Below are 21,789 nucleotides of genomic sequence, written 5' to 3'. Positions count from 1 at the left end.
GCATGAGCGCGGTATCCGACGACATCACTGCCGATTTCATCATCGAGGCGCAGGAGATCCTGGATCGCCTCGGCGAACAGCTGGTGTCGCTGGAGCAGGCACCGCAGGACAGCGACCAGCTCAACGCGGTGTTCCGCGGCTACCACACGCTCAAGGGCGGCGCCGGCTTCCTCGGCGTCACCGCCATGGTCGAGCTGTGCCATGCCGCTGAAGAGGCGCTGGGCGCCGCACGTGCCGGCCAGGCCGTGCTGCAGGCCCACCACTTCGACGCGGCCCAGCAATCGCTGGACTACCTGCAGTCGATGCTGGACGCGGTTTCCTCCGGCACCGAGCCGGGCTATGCGCCGCCGGACCTGATCGCACAGTTCGACGTGCACGGCGGTGCCGTGGTTGCACCCGCCGCCGCCGCAGCACCCACCGCGGGTGGCAGCGACCTGATCACCGACGACGAATTCGAGGCTCTGCTCGACCAGCTGCATGGTGGCAACGCGCCGACCGCGGTCGCGCCAGCGAAGAAGGCCGACGACGGACTGATCAGCGAAGACGAGTTCGAAGCCCTGCTCGACCAGCTGCACGGTGGCGCGGCACCGGGCACCAAGCCTGCGGCCGTGGTGGCACCGGCACCGATCGCAGCGCCGCGCCCGGTCGCCGCACCGGCACCGGCGGCGAAGCCGGCCGCCAAGCCGCTGGCCGAGGCCGAACATACCGTGCGCGTGGACACCAAGCGCCTGGACGCGATCGTCAACCTGATCGGCGAACTGGTGCTGTCACGCAATCGGCTCAAGACCCTGCGTGCACGCCTGCGCGATGAAGAGCTGGACCGCGCCGTGTCCACTCTGGATATCGCCACCGCCCGCCTGCAGTCGGCAGTGATGCGCACCCGCATGCAGCCGGTGGGCAAGGTGTTCTCGCGCTTCCCCAAGGTTGCCCGCGACGTCGCCCGCTCGCTGAAGAAGGAAGTGGACCTGGAACTGATCGGCGCCGAGACCGAGCTCGACCGCAACCTGGTCGAAGCGCTGGCCGACCCGCTGGTGCACCTGGTCCGCAACGCCATCGACCATGGCGTGGAAATGCCCGACCTGCGCGAGGCACAGGGCAAGCCACGGATGGGCCATGTGCGCCTGTCCGCACAGCAGGAAGGCGACTACGTCAGCATCGAGGTGCAGGACGATGGCGCCGGCATCGACCCGGAAAAGCTGCGTGCCAAGGCGCGCGAGAAGGGCCTGATCGATCCGGAAGCCGCCGCGCGCCTGAGCAGCGAGGAGTGCCTGCACCTGGTGTTCCTGCCCGGCTTCTCGACCAAGCAGCAGGTCACCGACATCTCCGGTCGTGGCGTCGGCATGGACGTGGTGCAGTCACGCATCCGCGAACTGAGCGGCCAGATCCAGATCCAGTCGGAGCTGGGCCGTGGCAGCCGCTTCCTGATCCGCGTGCCGCTGACCCTGGCGATCCTGCCGACCCTGCTGGTGCAGGCCGGCGAGGACGTCTATGCGCTGCCGCTGGCCCGCGTGATGGAAGTGCTGCACGCGCCGCGCACCTCGCTGGGCTGGTTCGATGGCCGTGCCGTGCTCGACCGCCGCTCGCACACGCTGCCGCTGGTCGATCTGCGCCAGTGGCTGGATGTGACGCCGGCCGCCTCGCCGCTGCTGACCATCGTGGTGCTGCAGGCTGGCGAAGCGCGCTTCGGGCTGGTCGTGGACCAGGTACGCGGGCGTGAGGAAGTGGTCATCAAGCCGCTGCCGAAGGCGCTGCGCGGCCTGCGCGGTTATGCCGGTGCAACCTTGATCGGCGATGGTCGCATGGCGCTGATCCTGGACGTGGACGGGCTGCGATGACCCCCGCCGGGCCATGCCCGGCGCCCCGAAAACTGTGACTACCGTCTGTACGCGATCTACCGGTGTCTCAAGTCCCATTCATACACGCCGATACCGGAACCATGGATAGACTCAGCCTCATTGGACTCTTTCTCGCCCTGGCCTCGCTGGTCGGCGGCAGCATCCTCAAGGGCGCCGGCCTGGCGTCGTTGTGGTCGCCTGCGGCGTTCGTGATCGTCATCGTCGGCACCGTCGCCGCGATCCTGCTGCATACCTCGCCGGCGGTGTTCAAGCATGCCTTCAAGATCGTGCGCTGGGTCGTGCGCCCGCCGCACAGCGATCGCCGCGAACTGATCCAGCAGATCGTCGAGTGGAGCAACATCGCCCGCCGCCAGGGCCTGCTGGGCCTGGAATCGCAGGTGGAAGCACAGCAGGACCCGTTCCTGCGCAAGGGCCTGCAGCTGCTGGTGGACGGCGTCGAACCCGAATCGATGCGGCACATGCTGGAAATCGAACTGGGCAGCCAGGAACACCAGGACCAGGCCGGTGCCAAGGTCTTCGAAGCGATGGGCATCTATGCACCAACGCTGGGCATCATCGGTGCCGTGCTTGGCCTGATCGCGGTGATGAAGAACCTGGCCGACCCGAGCAAGCTCGGCCACGGCATCGCCGCAGCGTTCACCGCCACCATCTACGGCATCGCCTCGGCCAACCTGCTGTTCCTGCCGGTGGCCGCCAAGCTCAAGAGTGTGATCTCGCACAACACCCGCGACCGCGAAATGGTCATCGAAGGCCTGATCTCGATCGCCCAGGGCGAAAACCCGCGCAACATCGAAACCAACCTCTCCGGCTTCCTGCACTGACATGGCCCGCCGCAAGCACCACGAAGAGCACGCCAACCACGAAGCATGGGCGATCCCCTATGCCGACCTGATGACGCTGCTGCTCGCCTTCTTCGTGGTCATGTACGCGATTTCCTCGGTGAACGAAGGCAAGTACCGGATCATGGCCGACGCACTGACCGATGCCTTCGGGGGCGCGCCGCGCACGATCAATCCGGTACAGGTGGGTAACAAGCAGGTGCAGGGTGGCGGCTGGGACAGCCCTTCGGTGATCAAGTCCGGCACCAAGATCGGGCCCTCGGCGCCTGCGCCGTCGCACGACCCGACCCTGCTGCCGTCGATGGCCTCGCAGATGCGCATGCCTGTTTCGGTGCACAACCAGGAGCAGATCGCGCGCGCCGAGCGCCAGCTCAACAGCATCGCCGACCGCCTGACCGCCGCGCTCGCGCCGCTGATCGACCGCGGCATGATCAGCGTGCGCCGCACCGAGCTGTGGATCGAAGTCGAGATCAACAGCGACATCCTGTTCCCCACCGGCTCGGCGGCGCTGGACGTGCATGCGCGGCAGACCCTGGCCAGCCTGGCCGAGGTCCTGCGCGACGTACCCAACAGCGTGCGCGTGGAAGGCCACACCGACAACGTACCGATCGCCACCGCCACCTTCCCGTCGAACTGGGAACTGTCGGCCGGGCGCGCGGCCAGCGTGGTGCACCTGTTCGCCGACCAGGGCGTGCAGCCGTCGCGGCTGGCGATGGTCGGCTACGGCCAGTTCCGCCCGCGCGAAGAGAACGACAGCGCGCAGGGCCGCAACCGCAACCGCCGGGTGATGGTCATCATCCTGGCAGACACCTCGCACTCGGTGGACCCGCTCGGCCAGCGCCTGAACGCAGCCACCGGCGCCACCCGGAACACCGATACCGAACAAGCCGCGGCAACTCCGGCTACCGCCCCCACCTCCCCCATCGCACCGGTGAAGTTGCCGCCGGTGCCGGCTGGCAGCCGCGTCGGCGCCGCCGTTCCCCCGGCAATGAAGGAGTAATCCGATGCGCATCTGGGCAGTCGCCAACCAGAAGGGCGGAGTCGGCAAGACCACCACCACCCTCGCCCTCGGCCGCGGACTGGCCGCACTTGGCCATCGCGTGCTGCTGATCGACCTCGATCCGCACGCCTCGCTCAGCCGCGCGTTCGGCGTACCGGTGGACCCGCCGCCGGCTGGCGTGCTGGAGCTGTTCGGCGCCCCGCCCGCCGATCTTTCCAGCCTGTGCCATGCCAGCAGCATCCATGGCCTGGACTATGTCTGCGCACAGTCCGCGCTGGCCACGCTGGAACGCCGCAGCGCCAACCAGCCTGGCCTTGGCCTGGCACTGCAGAATGCGCTTGCGCGCCACCAGGGCCAGCACGACTACATCCTGCTGGACTGCGCCCCCACCCTCGGCCTGTTGATGATCAATGCGCTGGCCGCAGCCGATCGCCTGATCATCCCCACCCAGGCCGAGCCGCTGGCCCTGCATGGCCTGGATGGCATGGTCCGCACCGGCGAGATGGTCGAACGCTCGCGCCGCCGCCCGCTGCCGATCTCGATCCTGCCGACCCTGTTCGACCGCCGCACCCGCGCCGGCAACGAGTCGCTGCGCACGATGCAGGATCGTCACGGCAGCCGTGTGTGGGAAGACGCGATTCCGATCGACACCCGCATCAGCAACGCCGCCGGCCTGACCCTGCCGAGCGTTGGTGAGGATTACCCGGGCCGCGGCCTGGCCGCCTATCGCCGCGCGCTGAACTGGATCCTCGGCGAGGATGCCCGCGCCCTGGAGCAGGCCGCATGAACAGCACCGGTGTACTGGACGACTACCTGGACGAACTGCTGGGCGAAGCGATCACCGCGGCACCACCGGCTGCACCGCCGCCGGCGAGCGACGAAGCGTGCCCAGCAATTGCAGCCGACGCCGAACGCGAGCCGACCTGGGATGACCTGCCGGCCGAGGTGATCTACGAAACCGAGACCGTCGCCGCTGCGCCTGCCGTCGACAACGCCGCACTCGAAGCCGCCTTCGACGCGGCCGCAACGGCTGAGCGCGAACCCACCTGGGACGATCTGCCCGCCGAAGTGATCTACGAAACGGAGACTGTTGCTGCTGCCGCGGCAGAGGACGACGCAGCACTGGAGGCCGCCTTCGAGGCCGCCGCAATGCCTGTCGCCGTCCCCGAGCGCGAACCGACCTGGGATGACCTGCCTGACGAGGTGATCCACGAGACGGCCCCTGCTCCCGCCACCGCCAAGTCCGGCCCGGAACCTACATGGGACGACCTGCCGGACGAAGTGATCTACGAGACCGATCCGGCCGACAGCCATCGACTCGCCCACACTGACAGCCCCGGCCTGGAAGCCGCGTTCGAGGCCGCTGCCGGCGGCGAGGACGTTCCTGCGCCACCAGCGGCCGTGGTCGCAGCACCCGCTCCAGTTGCACGCACCGATGCCGCGCCGCCACCGCGCGTGGCTGTGGACGCGCCAGCAGGCAACCGCCCGAGCAGCTGGCAGGAGCTGCAGGCACAGGCACATCGGCCCGCCAGCAGCCCGCATCCGCAGAACCGACGCGCCGGCGAGCGCACCTCGCGCTGGCTGCGCCTGCGCTGCGGCACCCAGGCCTATGCACTGGAACTGCTGAAAGTGCAGGAAGTGGTGCTGCCGGTGCCGCTGCTGCCGTTGCGCGGCACTGCGCCGGCCATGCTGGGCATCATGAACCTGCGTGGCCAGGTGGTACCGGTTATGGACCTCGGCCTGCACCTGGGCGCCGCGGCCGCCGAAGACGACTCACAGACCCGCATCGTGGTGCTGGAGGAAGACGGCGAGACCATCGGCCTGCGCGTGTCGGCAGTGGAAGATGTCGCCAACCTCACCGATTCGCAGATCGAACCGCCCGATACCGCGCGCATCTGCCAGATCTCCAACGACCTGTTCCGTGGCGTCGCCCGGGTCAGCCAGCGCCCGATGATCCTGCTGGATGCCACCCGCTTGTTGAGTTGAGCGGAAAAAGGGGACGGAGGGGATTAAGTCGCAATCGACCAGGCTCTCCCGCAGCCACCCTCGGCAACGGCGACCACGCAGTGGGGGACGTAAGGTATTGATCCAACGGATCAACGCCTTGCGTCCCCGACAGGCACCGCATCGGCGCAAAGCGCCGAGCCAGTTGCGACTTAATCCCCTCCGTCCCCTTTTCAACAGCGACCGCATCGACGCACCGCATCGATTCCCCTAAAGAACCCCGCCGGGGTGCCGTTATGGATCACGGAACCGTTTGTCCGGAGCAACGATGAGCACTGTCGAACTGGGTGGGGATCTCGGCATCGAGAGCACCACCGAGCTCAAGAACCGCCTCGCCCCGCTGGTGGCGCAGGCAGGCGAGCTGACCCTGGATGCCAGCCAGGTCGCCCGCATCCACACGGCCGCCGTGCAGGTGCTGTGTGCGTTCGTGCAGGCCCGCCGCGAGGCAGGCCTCGGCACCGGCTTCCTCGGTTGCACTGCAACCTTCCGTGACGCCGCGCGCCTGCTGGGCGTCACCCAGGCCCTGGGCCTGGACGTAACCCATGACAACCTGAAATCTGTGGAGAACGCTGCATGAGCGCACGTATCTTGGTGGTGGACGATTCGGCGTCAATGCGCCAGATGGTGTCCTTCGCCCTCACCTCGGCCGGTTTTGCCGTCGAAGAAGCTGAAGACGGCGCGGTCGCGCTCGGTCGCGCCAAGGGCCAGCGCTTCAATGCGGTGGTCACCGACGTCAACATGCCGAACATGGACGGCATCGCGCTGATCCGCGAACTGCGCCAGCTGCCGGACTACAAGTTCACGCCGCTGCTGATGCTGACCACCGAATCGGCCGCCGACAAGAAGTCCGAAGGCAAGGCCGCCGGTGCCACCGGCTGGCTGGTCAAGCCGTTCAATCCGGAACAGCTGGTCGCCACCGTGCAGAAAGTGCTGGGCTGATCGCCCGCCACCGCTCCCCCTCTTCGCTTCCGGACCACCACTGCCATGAGCATGGACCTGCAACGCTTCCACGCCACCTTCTTCGAGGAGAGCCGCGAAGGCCTCGACGCGATGGAGGCTGGCCTGCTGGCCCTGGAATCGGGGCAGCAGGACGCGGAGATCATCAATTCGGTGTTCCGCGCCGCCCACTCGATCAAGGGCGGCGCCGGCACCTTCGGCTTCGACGCGATCGCCGGCCTGACCCATGTGCTGGAAACGCTGCTCGATGAGCTGCGTGCCGGCAAGCGGGCGCTGGAAGGCCACGCCGTCGACGCCATGCTGTCCTCGGTGGACGTGCTGCGCGCCCTGCTGCGCGAAGCCGAACTCGGCCAGGCCGCCGATCCCGCCGCAGTTGCTGCGGTGAAGGCGCGCCTGGAGGCGGTTCTTTCCGGGGAGGCCGCAGCGAGCGCCCCCGCGGCCGCCGCAGCCAAGGTGGACGATACGCCGGAAGCCTGGCAGATCGGCTTCACCCCGGCGCCATCGCTGTTCATGAGCGGCAACGACCCGCTGCGCATCATCCGCGAACTTGAGCACCTGGGTTCGCTGCAGGTGGCTGCGCGCATGGAACGCCTGCCCGGCTTCGCCCAGCTCGACCCGCTCGAGGCCCACCTGGCGTGGGACCTGGGTCTGGTCGGCAAGGTGCCGCGCAGCAAGATCGAAGACACCTTCGCCTGGGTGCTGGACGACTGCGAACTGGACATCCGTCCGGCTGCGCCGCCGAGCCTGGCCACCGAGGCACCTGCCACACCCGCCCCTTCCACACCGGCTGCCGTTGTACCGGCGGCACCCGCCGCCGCTGCCAGCAGCGCTGGCGGCCAGGAAGCCGAAACCTCGATCCGGGTCAGCGTCGACAAGGTCGATGCGCTGATCAACCTGGTCGGCGAACTGGTCATCACCCAGGCCATGCTCAAGCAGGTCTCGCACGCGCTGGACCCGGTCCACGCCGAGAGCCTGTTCGCCGGCCTGGACCAGCTTGAACGCAACACCCGCGACCTGCAGGAAGCGGTGATCGGCGTGCGCATGCTGCCGGTCGATGCGGTGTTCCGCCGCTTCCCGCGCCTGGTCCGCGACCTGTCCAGCCGCCTCGGCAAGCAGGTACGCCTGCGCACCGTCGGCGAAGGCACCGAACTGGACAAGGGCCTGATCGAAAAGATCGCCGATCCGCTGGTGCACCTGGTGCGCAACTCGATTGACCACGGTCTGGAAATGCCGGACGTGCGTCGCGGTGCGGGCAAGGACGAGACCGGCACGATCACCCTGGCAGCCTCGCATCAGGGCGGCCATATCGTCATCGAAGTCAGCGACGACGGCCGCGGCCTGGACCGTGCCAAGATCCTGGCCAAGGCCACCGAACGCGGTCTGGCGGTGCCGGACAACCCGACCGATTCGCAGGTCTGGGACCTGATTTTCCAGCCGGGTTTCTCCACCGCCGATGCAGTCACCGACCTGTCCGGCCGTGGCGTCGGCATGGACGTGGTCCGCCGCAACATCCAGGCGCTGGGGGGCGAGGTCCAGATCGAAAGCAGCCTCGGCGCTGGCACCCGCACGCTGATCCGCCTGCCGCTGACCCTGGCCATTCTCGACGGCATGACCGTGGCGGTGGCCGGTGAAACCCTGATCCTGCCGCTGGCTTATGTGCTTGAGGCCCTGCAGCCGCAGGCCGAGGACATCCGCAGCATGGCCGGCGAAGGCCGCGTGCTGCGCGTGCGTGGCGAGTATCTGCCGATCCTGTCGCTGAGCGAGTACTACGGCTACGGCAACCGCGCACCGGGCAGCGAATCGCTGGTGGTGGTGGTTGAAGGTGATGGCCAGAAGATCGCACTGGAAGTCGACGAGCTGGTCGGCCAGCAGCAGGTGGTGGTGAAGAACATCGAGAACAACTACCGCCGCATCGGCGGGGTGTCCGGTGCCACCATCCTCGGCGATGGCCGCGTGGCCCTGATCGTCGACATCGGTGGCCTGGTGCGCTCGCTGCGGATGCCGCAGGCCGCCTGATCCACACAGCAAGCGTGCACTGAACCGCCGCCCTCCGGGGCGGCGGTTTTCGTTTGCGCGCACGGCCACGATCTGACCGCGCTCGCTTCGCCAGGCATACCGTGAACTCCGTCTGCACGAAGGTTTCGGGCGCAACCTTGCCGCTCAAGCGAAAGCCCTGTCATGGCACCACTTTCGCGCCGCCGTCCCTACGCAACCGAATGTGATCTGCGTCCATAAAGTCCATCCGAACTGCGCCGCTATTTCGCTTTGACGGCCGTCACCGAACCCCCACCGGGCACCACCGTTCGCTCTGCAACCACCCCCAGCCGACGCAACGACGCCGGCGCCCTGCCCACCTGGAGCACCCTGCATGAAGTGGTTCCACGATCTGCCCATCGCCCGCAAGCTGGCCGTGGGGTTCACCCTCACCACCCTGATGACCGTCGTACTGGGCGCTTTCGCTCTGGTCCGCCTGTCCGAGGCCAACGCGCAGTTGAGCGCGATGGCCTCCAACCATATTCCGTCCGTGCAGTACCTCGGCGAAGTGCGCTCGCAGCTGGGTGAGTTCCGCACCTATGAGCTGGCCCAGCTGAGCATGCTGGACCAGCCCGAGAAGGTGGCCGACTACAACAAGCGCATGGACGACACCGCCGCCGTCGTGCGCGAACAGCTGGCCGCGTACGCCAAGCTGCCGGCCGGCGCCAAGGAACGCGAGCTCTACCGCGCCGTGCAGGCCGACGTCGATGGCTACTTCGCAGCCAATGCCAAGCTGCGCGAAGCGGCCACCGCCGGTGATGGCGTCGTCGCACGCCAGATCTCCGACGACCAGTCGCGTCCGCTGCGCCGCAAAGCCTTTGAAGACCTCAAGGCACTGGGCGCGTACAGCAGCTCGCTGATGCAGGACAAGATCAACAACGCCAACGCCACCCACCGCAACAGCATGCTGGCGATCATTGCCGTCGTAGTATTGCTGGTTGTGGTCGCCGCAACCCTGGCGGTGGTCATCTCGCGCGCCGTCACCGGCCCGCTCGGCAAGGCCCTGCACGCGATCCAGGCCGTTGCCCGTGGCGATCTCAGCGTCAGCACCCAAGCCACCAGCAAGGACGAAGCCGGCAAGATGCTGGCCGCCACCACCGAAATGACCGCGATGCTGCGCCGCTTCTCCGAGCAGACCCAGTTGATGGCGCAGATGCACGCCGGTCCGGACATCAGCCATCGCATTCCGGAAGACTTCCCGGGCGTCTACGGGCAGCTGGCCAGCGGCATCAACACGGTCATCTTCGAACATCTCGACGCGATCCGCGATGCCATCGACGTGCTCAACCAGTACGCCACCGGCAACCTCACCCCGGACGCACGCCGCCTGCCGGGCAGCCGCGCGATCCTGCACGAGTCGATGGATGCGGCCAAGGCCAGCCTGCTGGCCATCAACACGCAGATCCAGCAGCTGGCCTCGGCGGCTGCCGCCGGCGACTTCAGCCAGCGCGGTGATGCGCAGCGTTTCGATCACGATTTCCGCGTGATGATCGAGCAGCTCAACAGCATGATGCAGGTGGCCGACGGCAACCTCGGCCAGCTCTCGCAGCTGCTGCAGTCGATCGCCGCCGGCGACCTGACCGCGCGCATGGACGGCCAGTTCAACGGCGTGTTCGCACGCATGCGGGACGACGCCAACACCACCGTCACCCAGCTGACCCAGATCGTCGGCCAGATCCAGGCCAGCGCGTCCAGCATCACCCTCGCCGCTGGCGAGATCGCGTCGGGCAACAGCGATCTGTCGCGCCGCACCGAGCAGCAGGCCGCCAATCTGGAAGAAACCGCCGCGTCGATGGAGGAACTGACCTCCACCGTGCGCCAGAACGCCGAGCACGCCCGCCAGGCCAATCAGCTCGCCATCGGCGCACATGGCGTCGCCTCGCAGGGCGGTGAAGTGGTCGGCCAGGTGGTCACGACCATGTCGGCCATCGAAGCCTCGTCGAAGAAGATCGCTGAGATCATCTCGGTCATCGACGGAATCGCCTTCCAGACCAACATCCTGGCGTTGAATGCTGCAGTGGAAGCTGCCCGCGCAGGTGAACAGGGCCGCGGCTTCGCCGTGGTCGCCAGCGAAGTGCGCACGCTCGCCCAGCGCTCGGCCGCCGCCGCCAAGGAGATCAAGGGCCTGATCGACGACTCGGTCGGCAAGGTCGCCGAAGGTTCCAGCCTGGTCCACCAGGCCGGGAGCACCATGGGCGAGATCGTCGCCTCGGTGCAGCGCGTGACCGACATCATGGCCGAGATCTCCGCAGCGTCGCAGGAACAGAGTGCCGGCATCGAGCAGGTCAACCAGACCGTGGTGCAGATGGACGAGACCACCCAGCAGAACGCCGCGCTGGTGGAAGAAGCCACCGCCGCCGCACGCGCAATGGAAGACCAGGCCGTGCAGCTGGGTGAAGCCGTGGCCCGCTTCCGGCTGGCATCACAGGGCACGACGGCCATCCCGGCACGCCCACTGGCGGCACCGGTACCGCGCCAGGTCGCAGCCGCCGCACCGGCCGCAAAGCCGGTCCCGGCGCGTACGCTGCGCACCGCGACGGCCCAGCCGGCGCTGGCCGCAGACGGCGACTGGCAGGAGTTCTGATGTACCCGGGGTCGGATCCCTTTCCTTCGGGAAAGGGATCCGACCCCTGACGCATGGAAAGTGATGCAATTCTCACTTCATAATCGGGCACAGTGGCCGATATCCCCTTCGAGCCTCGCGCCAACGCGTGCTGGCGCCCGCCCCTGACCGTAGATTCCATGTCCGACGGCAACGACACTGCAGTGCATGATGTCCACGCGGCTGATGCCGCTGACGAACGTTTCCTGGTCCGTAATCCGCGCCAGCTGCGGCAGCTGTTGCGATCGCTGATCGACCAGCGATCACTGATCAATGCGCATATCGACGGCCGCGACCGCTCGTTCCCAACCGCGCTGCTCGAACTCGACGAGGACGACGACACCCTGCTGCTCGATGGCAGCCCGCAGGAGGCGTCCAACCGCGCCGCCGAACAGGCCGACCATCTGCTGTGCTTTGCCCAGCTCGAACGTGTGCTGGTGCGGTTCCGCCTGCAGGCACTGCAGCGTGTGGACAACGACGGCCACGTCGCCTTCCGTGCCCCTCTGCCGATTGAACTGGTCCATCTGCAGCGACGTGAGATGTACCGGCTGGAGACGCCAGTGACCGATTCACCCCAGCTGCTGATCCCCGCCGGCGAGAGCCGTGCCGAAGCGCTGTCGATGCGGGTGGTGGACATCAGCGGCGGCGGCCTGGCGGTGGCCGTACCTACCGACTGCGCGGTGTTCAGCCTGCAGAAGCGCTACCCGGCGATGCTGTCGCTGCCCGACGGCCCCGACCTGGAGATCGAGCTGGTCGTCTGCAACCTGCTGCCGCAGCGCCAACCCAATGGCATCGAGATCAAGCGCGTGGGCATGCGCTTCGACATCCTGCCGCGTGGCGCCGACAGTGCCATCCAGCGCTACATCTTCCGCATCGACCGCCAGCGCAAGGCGCGCCGCAACGGCGAGCTGTAAGGCCTCCCGACCGGTAGTGCCGGCCGCTGGCCGGCAATGACCGTATCCACATTGTTGCCAGGTTGCCGGCCAGCGCCCGGCACTAGCGCTTCCCGTGTAGATCCACGCCATGCGTGGATGCCTTCCCCCGGCACCTAAAGTCCCCCGACGAGGGGCCGATATCGAGCCTGACACCGGGACTTCCGGCAGAACCAGGACCCCTCGATGAACGACAAGACCAGCTCCGCCGCCAGCGCCGGTGGCGAATTCCTCAGCTTCACCCTCGGTGCCGAGCACTACGGCGTGGACATCCTCAAGGTCCAGGAAATCCGCGGCTATGACGCGGTGACCCGGGTCCCGGATGCACCGGACTACATCAAGGGCGTGATCAACCTGCGCGGCACCATCGTCCCGGTGATCGACCTGCGCCTGAAGCTGCGCCTGGACGATGCCCGCTACGACGCCTTCACCGTGATGATCGTGCTGAACGTCGACGACCGCGTGGTCGGCATCGTCGTCGACAGCGTCTCGGATGTGATCCCGCTGTCGGCCGAGCAGATCCGCCCGACCCCGGAATTCGGCGCCGCCGTCGATACCCGCTTCATCTCCGGCATCGGCACGCAGGACGACCGCATGCTGATCCTGCTCGACATCGAGACCCTGCTGGACAGCGCCGACATGGGCCAGGCCAGCGTCGTTGAAGACGCCGCTGCCTGATCGAACGGACCTGCTTCACGTTCTGGTCACAAAGCCCTTCAGTTCCCTCCGGCAGTGCCGATAGGGGGACAGAAGCCGGTCGCGCAGGAGCGCGCAGAACCGGAACGACCATCACCATCCCCGGAGATACACCTCGATGAAGTCCCTGCTTGCGTTCGTTTCGGCCGCTGTCCTGGCCACCACTGCTTCCGCCGCGTTCGCCCAGTCGGCCGACATGATCCCGCCGGAACTGGCACCGCGCTCGGTCGGCAAGGACGGCATGGTCTGCGGCAAGGTCGAGAAGGCCCGCTACGCAGAAGGTTCCGAAGGCCAGCCGACCTTCCTGTACATGGGCGGCGCCTTCCCGCGCCACACCTTCTCGGCCCGCATCGCTGGCGAGAACCGCGGCAAGTTCTCCTTCCCGCTGGAAACCCTGGAAGGCAAGACCGTCTGCGTGATCGGCAAGATCCAGCGCGACGCCTCGCGCGCCGAAATCGAAGTCAGCTCGCCGGCCGGCCTGAAGCTGGCAAACATCAAGTAATCCGCTGTCCGTCGAACCACGCCGGACCTGGTGCCGGCGTGGTTTCTGCTGCAACCGGGCCCGATGCCCGGGCGCGTCTGCCTTAGGAGCTCGCAACGCCCATGCCGTGGATCAACAACCTGAAACTGATGCCGAAGCTGCTGCTGACCTTCGGTGTCCTCCTGCTGGTGATGCTGCTGCAGGGTATCGTCGCCTATCGCGGCCTGCACTCGCTGAACAACGTCACCACCGAGCTGGCGGGTTCTCGCATGGAGAGCATCCGCATGGCCGGCGAGATGCGCGGCATGCTGGGTGAATACCGCAACGCCGCCTACCAGCAGCTGATCCGCGCCAGTGACGACGTCAAGGCTGATGCACGCAAGCAGACCGTCGAGCTGCGTACCAGCATGGACAAGTCGATCAAGGACTATCCGAAGCTGGTCGACAACGCACAGCAGAAGAAGCTGTTCGACACCTTCGCCAAGGAGTGGAAGGACGCCCTGGCCTCCTATGACAGCGTCACCGAGATGCTGGAACTGGACCTGCCGGACGACGCCATCGATACCTTCGTCGGCGAGACCCGCACCAAGCACCGCAAGGCCGCTTCGGCGCTGGAGGCGCTGATCGCCGAAGACAACCGCCTCGCCCGCGCCTCGCGCGAAGAGGCCGAATCCACCTACTCCGCCTCGGCCGTGCTGACCGTGATCGCCCTGCTGGGCGGCGCCGCACTCGGCCTGGTGCTGGTCTGGCTGTTTGCCCGTGCCCTGGTCGGCAGCGTGCGCGGCGCCGTCTCGGTTGCCAACGATGTGGCCGGCGGCAAGCTCGATGGCCACATCGACGTCAGCCGCCAGGACGAAGTGGGCGAACTGATGCAGGCGATGCAGCGCATGCAGCGCGACCTGCGCGAGCGCACCGAAACCGACCAGGCCATCGCCCGCGAGAACCTGCGCATCCGCACCGCGCTGGACTACAGCTCCACCGGCGTGTACCTGACCGACACCAGCAATACCATCGTCTACACCAATCGCGCCCTGCAACAGACCCTGAGCCAGTACCAGGACGACGTGCGCCGTGACCTGCCGGACTTCGACGCGCAGGCCTCGCTGATCGGCAAGCCGGTCACCGTGCTGGAGCATCGCGGCGAGATGGACCAGACCCTGCTGGGCAACCTGAAGGCACACGGCGTCGCCCGTCGCCCGATGCAGTACGGCGATGCCCAGTTCGCCCAGGTGGTTTCCACCATCCGCAATGAAGGCGGCGACACCGTCGGCTACGTGGTGGAATGGCGCGACCGCACCCAGGAAGCGCAGGTGGAAGCCGAAGTGGCCCGCGTGATCGCCCAGGCTGCTGCCGGCGACCTGTCCGGCCGCATCGATTCCAGCGACAAGGAAGGCTTCTTCCTGCAGCTGGCCCAGCAGATCAACGGCCTGCTCGACGCCAACGCCGGCAGCATCGAACAGATCTCCGGCCTGCTCGCCGCACTGTCGCAGGGTGACCTGACCGTGCGCATGCACGGCGACTACCAGGGCGTGTTCGCCCGCATGCGCGACGACGCCAACGCGACCGCCGCGCAGCTGAGCGAGATCGTCACCCGCATCAAGCAGTCCAGCCGCGCGATCAGCTCGGCCGCCGGCGAGATCGCCTCGGGCAACAGTGACCTGTCGCGCCGCACCGAGCAGCAGGCCGCCAACCTGGAAGAAACCGCCGCCTCGATGGAGGAGCTGACCTCCACCGTGCGCCAGAACGCCGAGCATGCCCGCCAGGCCAACCAGCTCGCCATCGGCGCGCACGGCGTGGCCTCGCAGGGCGGTGAAGTGGTCGGCCAGGTGGTCACCACCATGTCGGCCATCGAAGCCTCGTCGAAGAAGATCGCCGAGATCATCTCGGTCATCGACGGCATCGCCTTCCAGACCAACATCCTGGCGTTGAACGCCGCAGTGGAAGCCGCACGCGCCGGTGAACAGGGCCGTGGCTTCGCCGTGGTCGCCAGCGAAGTGCGTACTCTCGCCCAGCGCTCGGCCGCTGCCGCGAAGGAGATCAAGGGCCTGATCGACGACTCCGTCGGCAAGGTCAACGACGGCTCGGCGCTGGTGCACAAGGCCGGCGCGACCATGGGCGAGATCGTCGCCTCGGTGCAGCGCGTGACCGACATCATGGCCGAGATCTCCGCGGCTTCGCAGGAACAGAGTGCTGGCATCGAGCAGGTCAACCAGACCGTGGTGCAGATGGACGAAACCACCCAGCAGAACGCCGCGCTGGTGGAAGAAGCCACCGCCGCCGCACGCGCAATGGAAGAACAGGCCGGTCACCTCAGCGAGGCCGTGTCGATCTTCGTGGTGGATGAAGCCGAGACCGTGGTTGCCCCGCGCATCGCCGCTGCCCCGGTCCCGCGTGCTGCCGCACCGGCCGCACCGGCCCCGGTCGCCTCGCCGGCCCGCCGCACCGCCGGTGGTCGTCCGATGGCCACCGAACTGGCCGATGGAGACTGGCAGGAGTTCTGATGCCTGCCTGACCTGACGTACGAGAACGCCCTGGCCCTGCGCTGGGGCGTTTTTGTTTACGGGGTATCTGGATATCCAGCCAACGGCGAAGCCCCTCGGGGTGGTCGCGGTAGGCGCGTGGCTACTGAGGGTTGGCCGGGAAGGTGGGCTGCGCAGGGGCCGCTGCAAGTACGTCCATATAAGCTCGGTCGCTGCATCCATGCGGCTCACGCCCCTGCGCAGCCCACCCTCCCGGCCACGGACAGTTTCCGTGCGCGTCCACCCCGGATTGAAGAAAGAAGAGCAAGAGCAACAGCACCGCTTCCGGGTTCAGATTCGCTTTCCGCAGGAAAACGGATCTGCCCTCTCTTCCCACTTGGAAACCCAACGCTCTTGCCGTCCGTCACAGGAATGCCGAGAGGGCTGGATCGGGGTGGGCTGGCGGGACCGTTGGCGCCATGGATGGCGCCATCGAGCCCCCAAGGGTGAGGGCGCTTTGCTTGCGAAGCACTGCTTCGCAAGCGCCCGAACGCCCAGCCGCCAGCGGCTGGGCCGGACCGCGGAGCGGGGTTTACGGCGTGTCCCGCCAGCCCACCCCGATCCAGCCTCCCACTGAGAATTCAGAGCCGACCAACCGCTGTTGCTGTTGCTGTTGCTGTTGCTGTTGCTGTTGCTGTTGCTTCAAAAGCCTGCCGCAGGCAGCGCCGCAGCCGCCGCTGCAAGGAAACCTGAATACGTTCGGACACCGCACCTCAATCCCCCGCCCGCGCGGCCGATAACGGGGTTGTCACCGCTTGTCCCGCTGTGACCGGCACGGCGCCGCCCGCCCGCTTCGACCTGGTCCTGCTCGATGAATCTCATGCATCGCTGGCAACACTACTTCAGCAACCTCTCCGTCCGGCGCAAGCTCAACCTGCTGACGCTGCTCATCGCGCTTGGCGTGATCGCGCTCTCGGTGATCGCCGCCCGCATGCAGTACCTGGACCTGACCGAGACCCGCAAGACCGCGCTGAAGACCCAGGTCGAACTGAGCTACGGCATCCTGCAGCACTACCACCGCCTGGCCGGTACCGGCGAACTCAGCGAAGAGGCCGCCAAGAGCGCTGCGCTGCAGGCACTGGAAGTCATGCGCGCCGAGAACGACACGTATTACTTCAACATCTACGACACCGGCTACCGCCTGCTGATGCACCCGTTCCGCAAGGACCTGGTCGGCAAGGACATGAAGGACTTCCGCACCGACGACGGCGTGCGGATCTACTACGACCAGGTCGAAGCGGCCAAGGCCGGCGGTGGCTTCGTCAACTATCGCTGGGCCAAGCCGGGCAGCAAGGGCGACGTCGAGAAGGTCGCCTACGCCGGCCTGTTCGCGCCCTGGAACTGGGTGGTCAGCAGCGGCGTCTACATGGACGACGTGCAGAAGCAGGCGTTGGTGTTCACCGCCATCATGGCCGTCTCTGGTGGCGTGCTGGTGCTGATCGTGCTGGCCCTGAGCTGGGTCATCGGCAACCGCATCGCCGTGCCGCTGAAGCAGGCCACGGCCGTGGCCGAGGGTATCGCCGCTGGCAGGCTGGACAGTCACATCGGCCCGCAGCCGCATGACGAAACCGGCCGACTGCTGGAGGCGATGTCCGGCATGCAGCAGCAGCTGCACGCGGTGATCAGCGGCCAGCGCGAGATGGCGCGTCGCCACGACGGCGGCGAACTGAGCTACCGCATCGATGCCAGCGCCTTCCCCGGCGAGTACGGGCTGATGGTGCAGGAAACCAATGCCCTGGTCGGCGGCCACGTGCAGACCCTGCACGATGTGCTGGACGTGGTGCAGCAGTACGCGGTGGGCGATCTGAGTCGCGACGTCGCGCGCTACCCCGGCGAGAAGGCCGCGATGACCACCACCGTCGACACGGTCAAGGCCAACCTCGGCCGCATCAACGCCGAGATCAAGCAGCTGGCCAGTGCCGCCGCCGCAGGCGACTTCAGCCGCCGTGGCGACGCGCAGCGCTTCGATCACGATTTCCGCCTGATGCTGGAAAACCTCAACGCGATGATGGCGGTCAGCGATGACAACCTCGGCAAGCTCTCGCAGCTGCTGTCGGCCATCGCCGAAGGCGATCTGACCGCGCGCATGCACGGCGACTACCAGGGCGTGTTCGCACGCATGCGGGACGACGCCAACACCACCGTCACCCAGCTGACCCAGATCGTCGGCCAGATCCAGGCCAGCGCCGGCAGCATCACCCTGGCCGCCGGTGAGATCGCTTCGGGCAACAGTGACCTGTCGCGCCGTACCGAGCAGCAGGCAGCGAACCTGGAAGAGACCGCCGCGTCCATGGAGGAACTGACCTCCACCGTGCGCCAGAACGCCGAGCACGCCCGCCAGGCCAACCAGCTCGCCATTGGCGCGCAGGGTGTGGCCTCGCAGGGTGGCAGCGTGGTCGGCCAGGTGGTCAACACGATGTCGGCCATTGAAGCCTCCTCGAAGAAGATCGCCGAGATCATCAGCGTCATCGACGGCATCGCCTTCCAGACCAACATCCTGGCCTTGAACGCCGCGGTGGAGGCTGCGCGTGCCGGTGAACAGGGTCGCGGCTTCGCCGTGGTCGCCAGCGAAGTGCGCACCCTCGCCCAGCGCTCGGCTGCGGCCGCCAAGGAGATCAAGGGCCTGATCGACGACTCCGTCGGCAAGGTCGCCGAAGGCTCCAGCCTGGTGCACCAGGCCGGCAGCACCATGGGCGAGATCGTCGCCTCGGTGCAGCGCGTGACCGACATCATGGCCGAGATCTCCGCAGCGTCGCAGGAACAGAGTGCCGGCATCGAGCAGGTCAACCAGACCGTGGTGCAGATGGACGAGACCACCCAGCAGAATGCTGCGCTGGTGGAAGAAGCCACCGCTGCCGCGCGCGCGATGGAAGAACAGGCTGGCCAGCTGGCCGACGCCGTCGCGATCTTCCGCCTGGACAACCAGGTCTCGGCCGCGATGAAGGCGGTGGCCGCGCGTGTCGAGCCGGTGCATGTTGCCGCCGCCGTGGCGCGTCCGCGGCCGGCTCCGACGCCAGCACCGGTACGCCGCACCGGCAGCAACGCCAGCACCTTCGTCGCCAGCGACAGCGACTGGCAGGAATTCTGAGACCCACCCGCGGCGGCTTCGGCCGCCGCCTCTGCCGATGGACACGTCCCCCGTGCAAAGTCCTACTCCCATCGTCACCGGCCCACGCGAATTCGAGTTCGCCGACCGTGATTTCCGCCGCGTCTGCGACCTGATCTACCAGCGCGTGGGCATTGCCCTCGCCCCGGCAAAGCGCGACATGGTCTATGGCCGCCTGTCGCGCCGCCTGCGCACGCTGGGCATGCGCAGCTTCCAGCAGTATCTGGACCATTTGGAGCAGGAAGACGGTGACGAGTGGCAGGCGTTCACCAACGCACTGACCACCAACCTGACCTCGTTCTTCCGTGAGCCGCACCACTTCGACAAGCTGCGCGAGGAGCTGCAGCAGCGCGCCAGCCGCACGCCGCTGCTGCTGTGGTCGTGCGCCGCCTCCACCGGCGAAGAGCCGTACTCGATGGCGATCACTGCCTGCGAGGCCTTCGGCACGCTGAAGCCTCCGGTGCGCATCATCGCCACCGACGTGGATACCCAGGTGCTGGCCACCGCCGGCCGCGGCGTCTACAACATCGACCGCGTCACCAGCCTCGATCCGGATCTGCGCCGCCGCTACTTCCAGCGCGGCAGCGGCCCCAACGAGGGCCAGTGCCGCGTGCTGCCGGCGCTGCGCGAGCTGATCGAGTTCCGCCCATTGAACCTGCTTGCCCCGCGCTACGACGTCGGCGGCCCGTTCGACGCACTGTTCTGCCGCAACGTGATGATCTACTTCGACAAGCCGACCCAGCGCGCGATCCTCGGCCGGCTGGTACAGCACCTGTCCGACGATGGCCTGCTCTACACCGGCCACTCGGAGAACTACCTGCATGCCGCCGACCTGATCCAGCCCTGCGGACGCACCCTGTACCGCCGTGCGGCAAAGGCAGGCGCATGAACGCATCGCTGCGCACCGATGATGTGATGCGTTACCAGGACGCGCGCTTCAAGACCATTGCGGCCAAGCTGCTGCCGACCCAGTACCTGGTGGTCGATGACACCACTGCGCTGACCACCACGCTGGGTTCCTGCGTGGCGGCCTGCCTGCGCGACCCGGTGCTGAAGATCGGCGGCATGAACCATTTCCTGTTGCCCGAGGGCAATGCCGGCGACGGCGCACCTGCGCGCTATGGCAGCTACGCGATGGAACTGCTGATCAACGACATGCTCAAGCGTGGCGCCCACCGCAAGCGCATCGAGGCCAAGGTGTTCGGCGGTGCCAACGTGCTGAAGGGTTTCACCAGCAACCCGGTCGGTACCCGCAACGCCGAGTTCGTGCGCCAGTACCTGCAGGCCGAGCATATTCCGATCATCGCCGAGGACCTGTGCGGCATCCATCCGCGCAAGATCTGGTTCTTCGCCGATACCGGCCGCGTGGTGGTGCAGCGCCTGCCGCATGCCCATGAGGCCGAAGTGGCCGCGACCGAATCGGCGGTGCGTGCACGCCTGTCCAAGGCCCCGGTCACCGGCGGCGTGGAGCTGTTCGAATGACCCTGACCGGCAACGCCCCCTGCCGGGTCCTGATCGTCGACGACTCCGCCGTTGTGCGCCAGATGCTCACGGAAATCCTGTCCAGCGATCCCGCCATCGACGTGGTCGGCACCGCCGCCGACCCGCTGCTGGCGCGCGAGAAGATCAAGCGCCTGGCCCCGGACGTGATCACCCTGGACGTGGAAATGCCGCGCATGGATGGGCTGGCGTTCCTGGAAAACCTGATGCGCCTGCACCCGCTGCCGGTGGTGATGATCTCCTCGCTGACCGAACGCGGCGCCGACACCACGCTGCAGGCGCTGGCCTTGGGCGCGGTGGACTTCGTCTCCAAGCCCAAGCTGGACGTCGCGCGCGGCCTGCAGGGCTACGCCGATGAGATCATCGCCAAGGTCAAGATGGCGGCGCGCTCACGGGTGCGCCCGCTGGTGCGTGCGGCCGCTCCGAAACTCCTGCTGGACGCAGCTCCTGCAATGCGGCCAGCTGCACCGCAGTTCCGCACCACCGATCGGCTGATCGCGATCGGCTCATCGGCCGGTGGCACCGAAGCGCTGCGTGTGGTGCTGGAAGGCATGCCCGCCGACGGCCCGGCCGTGGTGATGACCCAGCACCTGCCGGCCAGCTTCAGCAACGCCTTCGCCGAACGCCTGGACCGGCACTCGGCGATGGCCGTACGCGAGGCCAGCGACGGCGAAGCCGTGCTGCCCGGCCACGCCTACCTGCCACCGGGTGGCAAGCACCTGCGCATCATCCGCGACGGTGCGCGCTGGCGCTGCCGGGTCGACGACGGCCCGGCCGTGAACCGGCACAAGCCCGCGGTGGATGTGCTGTTCCGCTCAGTCGCGCAGAACGCTGGCGGCAACGCCATCGGTGCCATTCTCACCGGCATGGGCGATGACGGTGCACGCGGCCTGCTGGAGATGCGTCAGGCCGGCGCACCGACGCTGGTGCAGGACGAGGCCACCAGTGTGGTCTGGGGCATGCCCGGTGCCGCGTTCAAGCTCGGCGCCGCCGAGGAGCAGGTGCCGCTGGAACGGATTGCCGAGCGGTTGCTGGCGCTGGCGCGCGGCTGATTGCGCGCCCCGGCTCAAGGACTCCGCTTGCAGTAGATCCACGCCATGCGTGGATGCCGTTGTAGAGTCGAGCCACGCTCGACTCATCGCGCATGGCGCGAACAGCAGCCGAGCATGGACTCGGTGCTACAGGCCATCAGGCAAAAAAGGCACCGGCTTTCACCGGGGTTCTTCGTTTCAACGGGTTGCCGGCCAGCGGCCGGCACTACCA

At 67.4% G+C, this 21,789-nt stretch carries 17 protein-coding genes; all 17 read left to right on the top strand.

Going from position 1 to position 21,789, the window contains the following annotated elements:
- Window positions 1-2 precede the first annotated feature (2 nt).
- The 17 genes from ACZK33_RS11185 to ACZK33_RS11105 all read left to right on the top strand — a co-directional run bounded on the left by ACZK33_RS11185 (window position 3) and on the right by ACZK33_RS11105 (window position 21,578).
- Window positions 3-1,835 (top strand): chemotaxis protein CheA, encoded by a 1,833-nt coding sequence (locus ACZK33_RS11185; protein ID WP_201119050.1) that lies wholly within the window; start codon window positions 3-5, stop codon window positions 1,833-1,835.
- A 101-nt stretch (window positions 1,836-1,936) separates the two neighbouring features.
- Complete coding sequence (locus ACZK33_RS11180; RefSeq protein ID WP_010482457.1) at window positions 1,937-2,677, top strand: flagellar motor protein; 741 nt, start codon at window positions 1,937-1,939, stop codon at window positions 2,675-2,677.
- A 1-nt stretch (window position 2,678) separates the two neighbouring features.
- Entirely contained in the window at window positions 2,679-3,695 is a 1,017-nt protein-coding gene (motD, locus tag ACZK33_RS11175) for a flagellar motor protein MotD (protein WP_032129222.1), read from the top strand.
- Window positions 3,696-3,699: 4 nt separating this feature from the next.
- Window positions 3,700-4,482: a ParA family protein gene (locus ACZK33_RS11170; RefSeq protein ID WP_049444855.1), complete on the top strand. Its 783-nt coding sequence runs from the start codon at window positions 3,700-3,702 to the stop codon at window positions 4,480-4,482.
- The gene (locus ACZK33_RS11165; protein WP_423175431.1) at window positions 4,479-5,681 is read left to right on the top strand and encodes a chemotaxis protein CheW; all 1,203 of its coding nucleotides are present in this window, start codon (window positions 4,479-4,481) and stop codon (window positions 5,679-5,681) included. Before ACZK33_RS11170 ends, ACZK33_RS11165 begins: the two co-directional genes overlap by 4 nt.
- A 286-nt stretch (window positions 5,682-5,967) precedes the next feature.
- Window positions 5,968-6,276 carry an STAS domain-containing protein gene (locus tag ACZK33_RS11160; RefSeq protein WP_049461535.1) on the top strand — a complete coding sequence of 103 codons (309 nt, stop codon included), beginning with the start codon at window positions 5,968-5,970 and terminating at the stop codon, window positions 6,274-6,276.
- Window positions 6,273-6,638, top strand: a complete 366-nt coding sequence (locus ACZK33_RS11155; protein ID WP_005409521.1) for a response regulator — start codon at window positions 6,273-6,275, stop codon at window positions 6,636-6,638. Before ACZK33_RS11160 ends, ACZK33_RS11155 begins: the two co-directional genes overlap by 4 nt.
- 45 nt (window positions 6,639-6,683) lie before the next feature.
- A complete protein-coding gene (locus tag ACZK33_RS11150; protein WP_423175429.1) occupies window positions 6,684-8,672 on the top strand; it encodes a chemotaxis protein CheA in 1,989 nt (662 codons plus the stop codon).
- Window positions 8,673-9,024: 352 nt separating this feature from the next.
- Window positions 9,025-11,274, top strand: a complete 2,250-nt coding sequence (locus tag ACZK33_RS11145) for a methyl-accepting chemotaxis protein (protein WP_478455018.1) — start codon at window positions 9,025-9,027, stop codon at window positions 11,272-11,274.
- A gap of 158 nt (window positions 11,275-11,432) precedes the next feature.
- Window positions 11,433-12,206, top strand: coding sequence for a flagellar brake protein (locus tag ACZK33_RS11140; protein WP_049401200.1), 774 nt, complete (start codon window positions 11,433-11,435; stop codon window positions 12,204-12,206).
- A gap of 204 nt (window positions 12,207-12,410) precedes the next feature.
- Window positions 12,411-12,902, top strand: coding sequence for a chemotaxis protein CheW (locus tag ACZK33_RS11135; RefSeq protein WP_049401162.1), 492 nt, complete (start codon window positions 12,411-12,413; stop codon window positions 12,900-12,902).
- A 136-nt stretch (window positions 12,903-13,038) separates the two neighbouring features.
- Window positions 13,039-13,422, top strand: coding sequence for a hypothetical protein (locus tag ACZK33_RS11130; RefSeq protein ID WP_010482470.1), 384 nt, complete (start codon window positions 13,039-13,041; stop codon window positions 13,420-13,422).
- Window positions 13,423-13,523: 101 nt separating this feature from the next.
- Window positions 13,524-15,902, top strand: coding sequence for a methyl-accepting chemotaxis protein (locus tag ACZK33_RS11125; protein WP_049424617.1), 2,379 nt, complete (start codon window positions 13,524-13,526; stop codon window positions 15,900-15,902).
- 829 nt (window positions 15,903-16,731) lie between these two features.
- Window positions 16,732-19,008, top strand: coding sequence for a methyl-accepting chemotaxis protein (locus ACZK33_RS11120; RefSeq protein WP_423175009.1), 2,277 nt, complete (start codon window positions 16,732-16,734; stop codon window positions 19,006-19,008).
- A gap of 37 nt (window positions 19,009-19,045) precedes the next feature.
- Window positions 19,046-19,915: a CheR family methyltransferase gene (locus tag ACZK33_RS11115; RefSeq protein ID WP_088025867.1), complete on the top strand. Its 870-nt coding sequence runs from the start codon at window positions 19,046-19,048 to the stop codon at window positions 19,913-19,915.
- On the top strand, window positions 19,912-20,508 hold the full coding sequence (gene cheD / locus ACZK33_RS11110) for a chemoreceptor glutamine deamidase CheD (protein WP_008264676.1): 597 nt from the start codon (window positions 19,912-19,914) through the stop codon (window positions 20,506-20,508). Before ACZK33_RS11115 ends, cheD begins: the two co-directional genes overlap by 4 nt.
- Window positions 20,505-21,578 carry a protein-glutamate methylesterase/protein-glutamine glutaminase gene (locus ACZK33_RS11105; RefSeq protein ID WP_201119043.1) on the top strand — a complete coding sequence of 358 codons (1,074 nt, stop codon included), beginning with the start codon at window positions 20,505-20,507 and terminating at the stop codon, window positions 21,576-21,578. Before cheD ends, ACZK33_RS11105 begins: the two co-directional genes overlap by 4 nt.
- Window positions 21,579-21,789: the final 211 nt, after the last annotated feature.

This window comes from Stenotrophomonas sp. 86156_Sma, from assembly GCF_056481625.1.
Note: the sequence above shows the minus strand (reverse complement) of the source record. Positions and strands in the feature narration are given on the sequence as shown.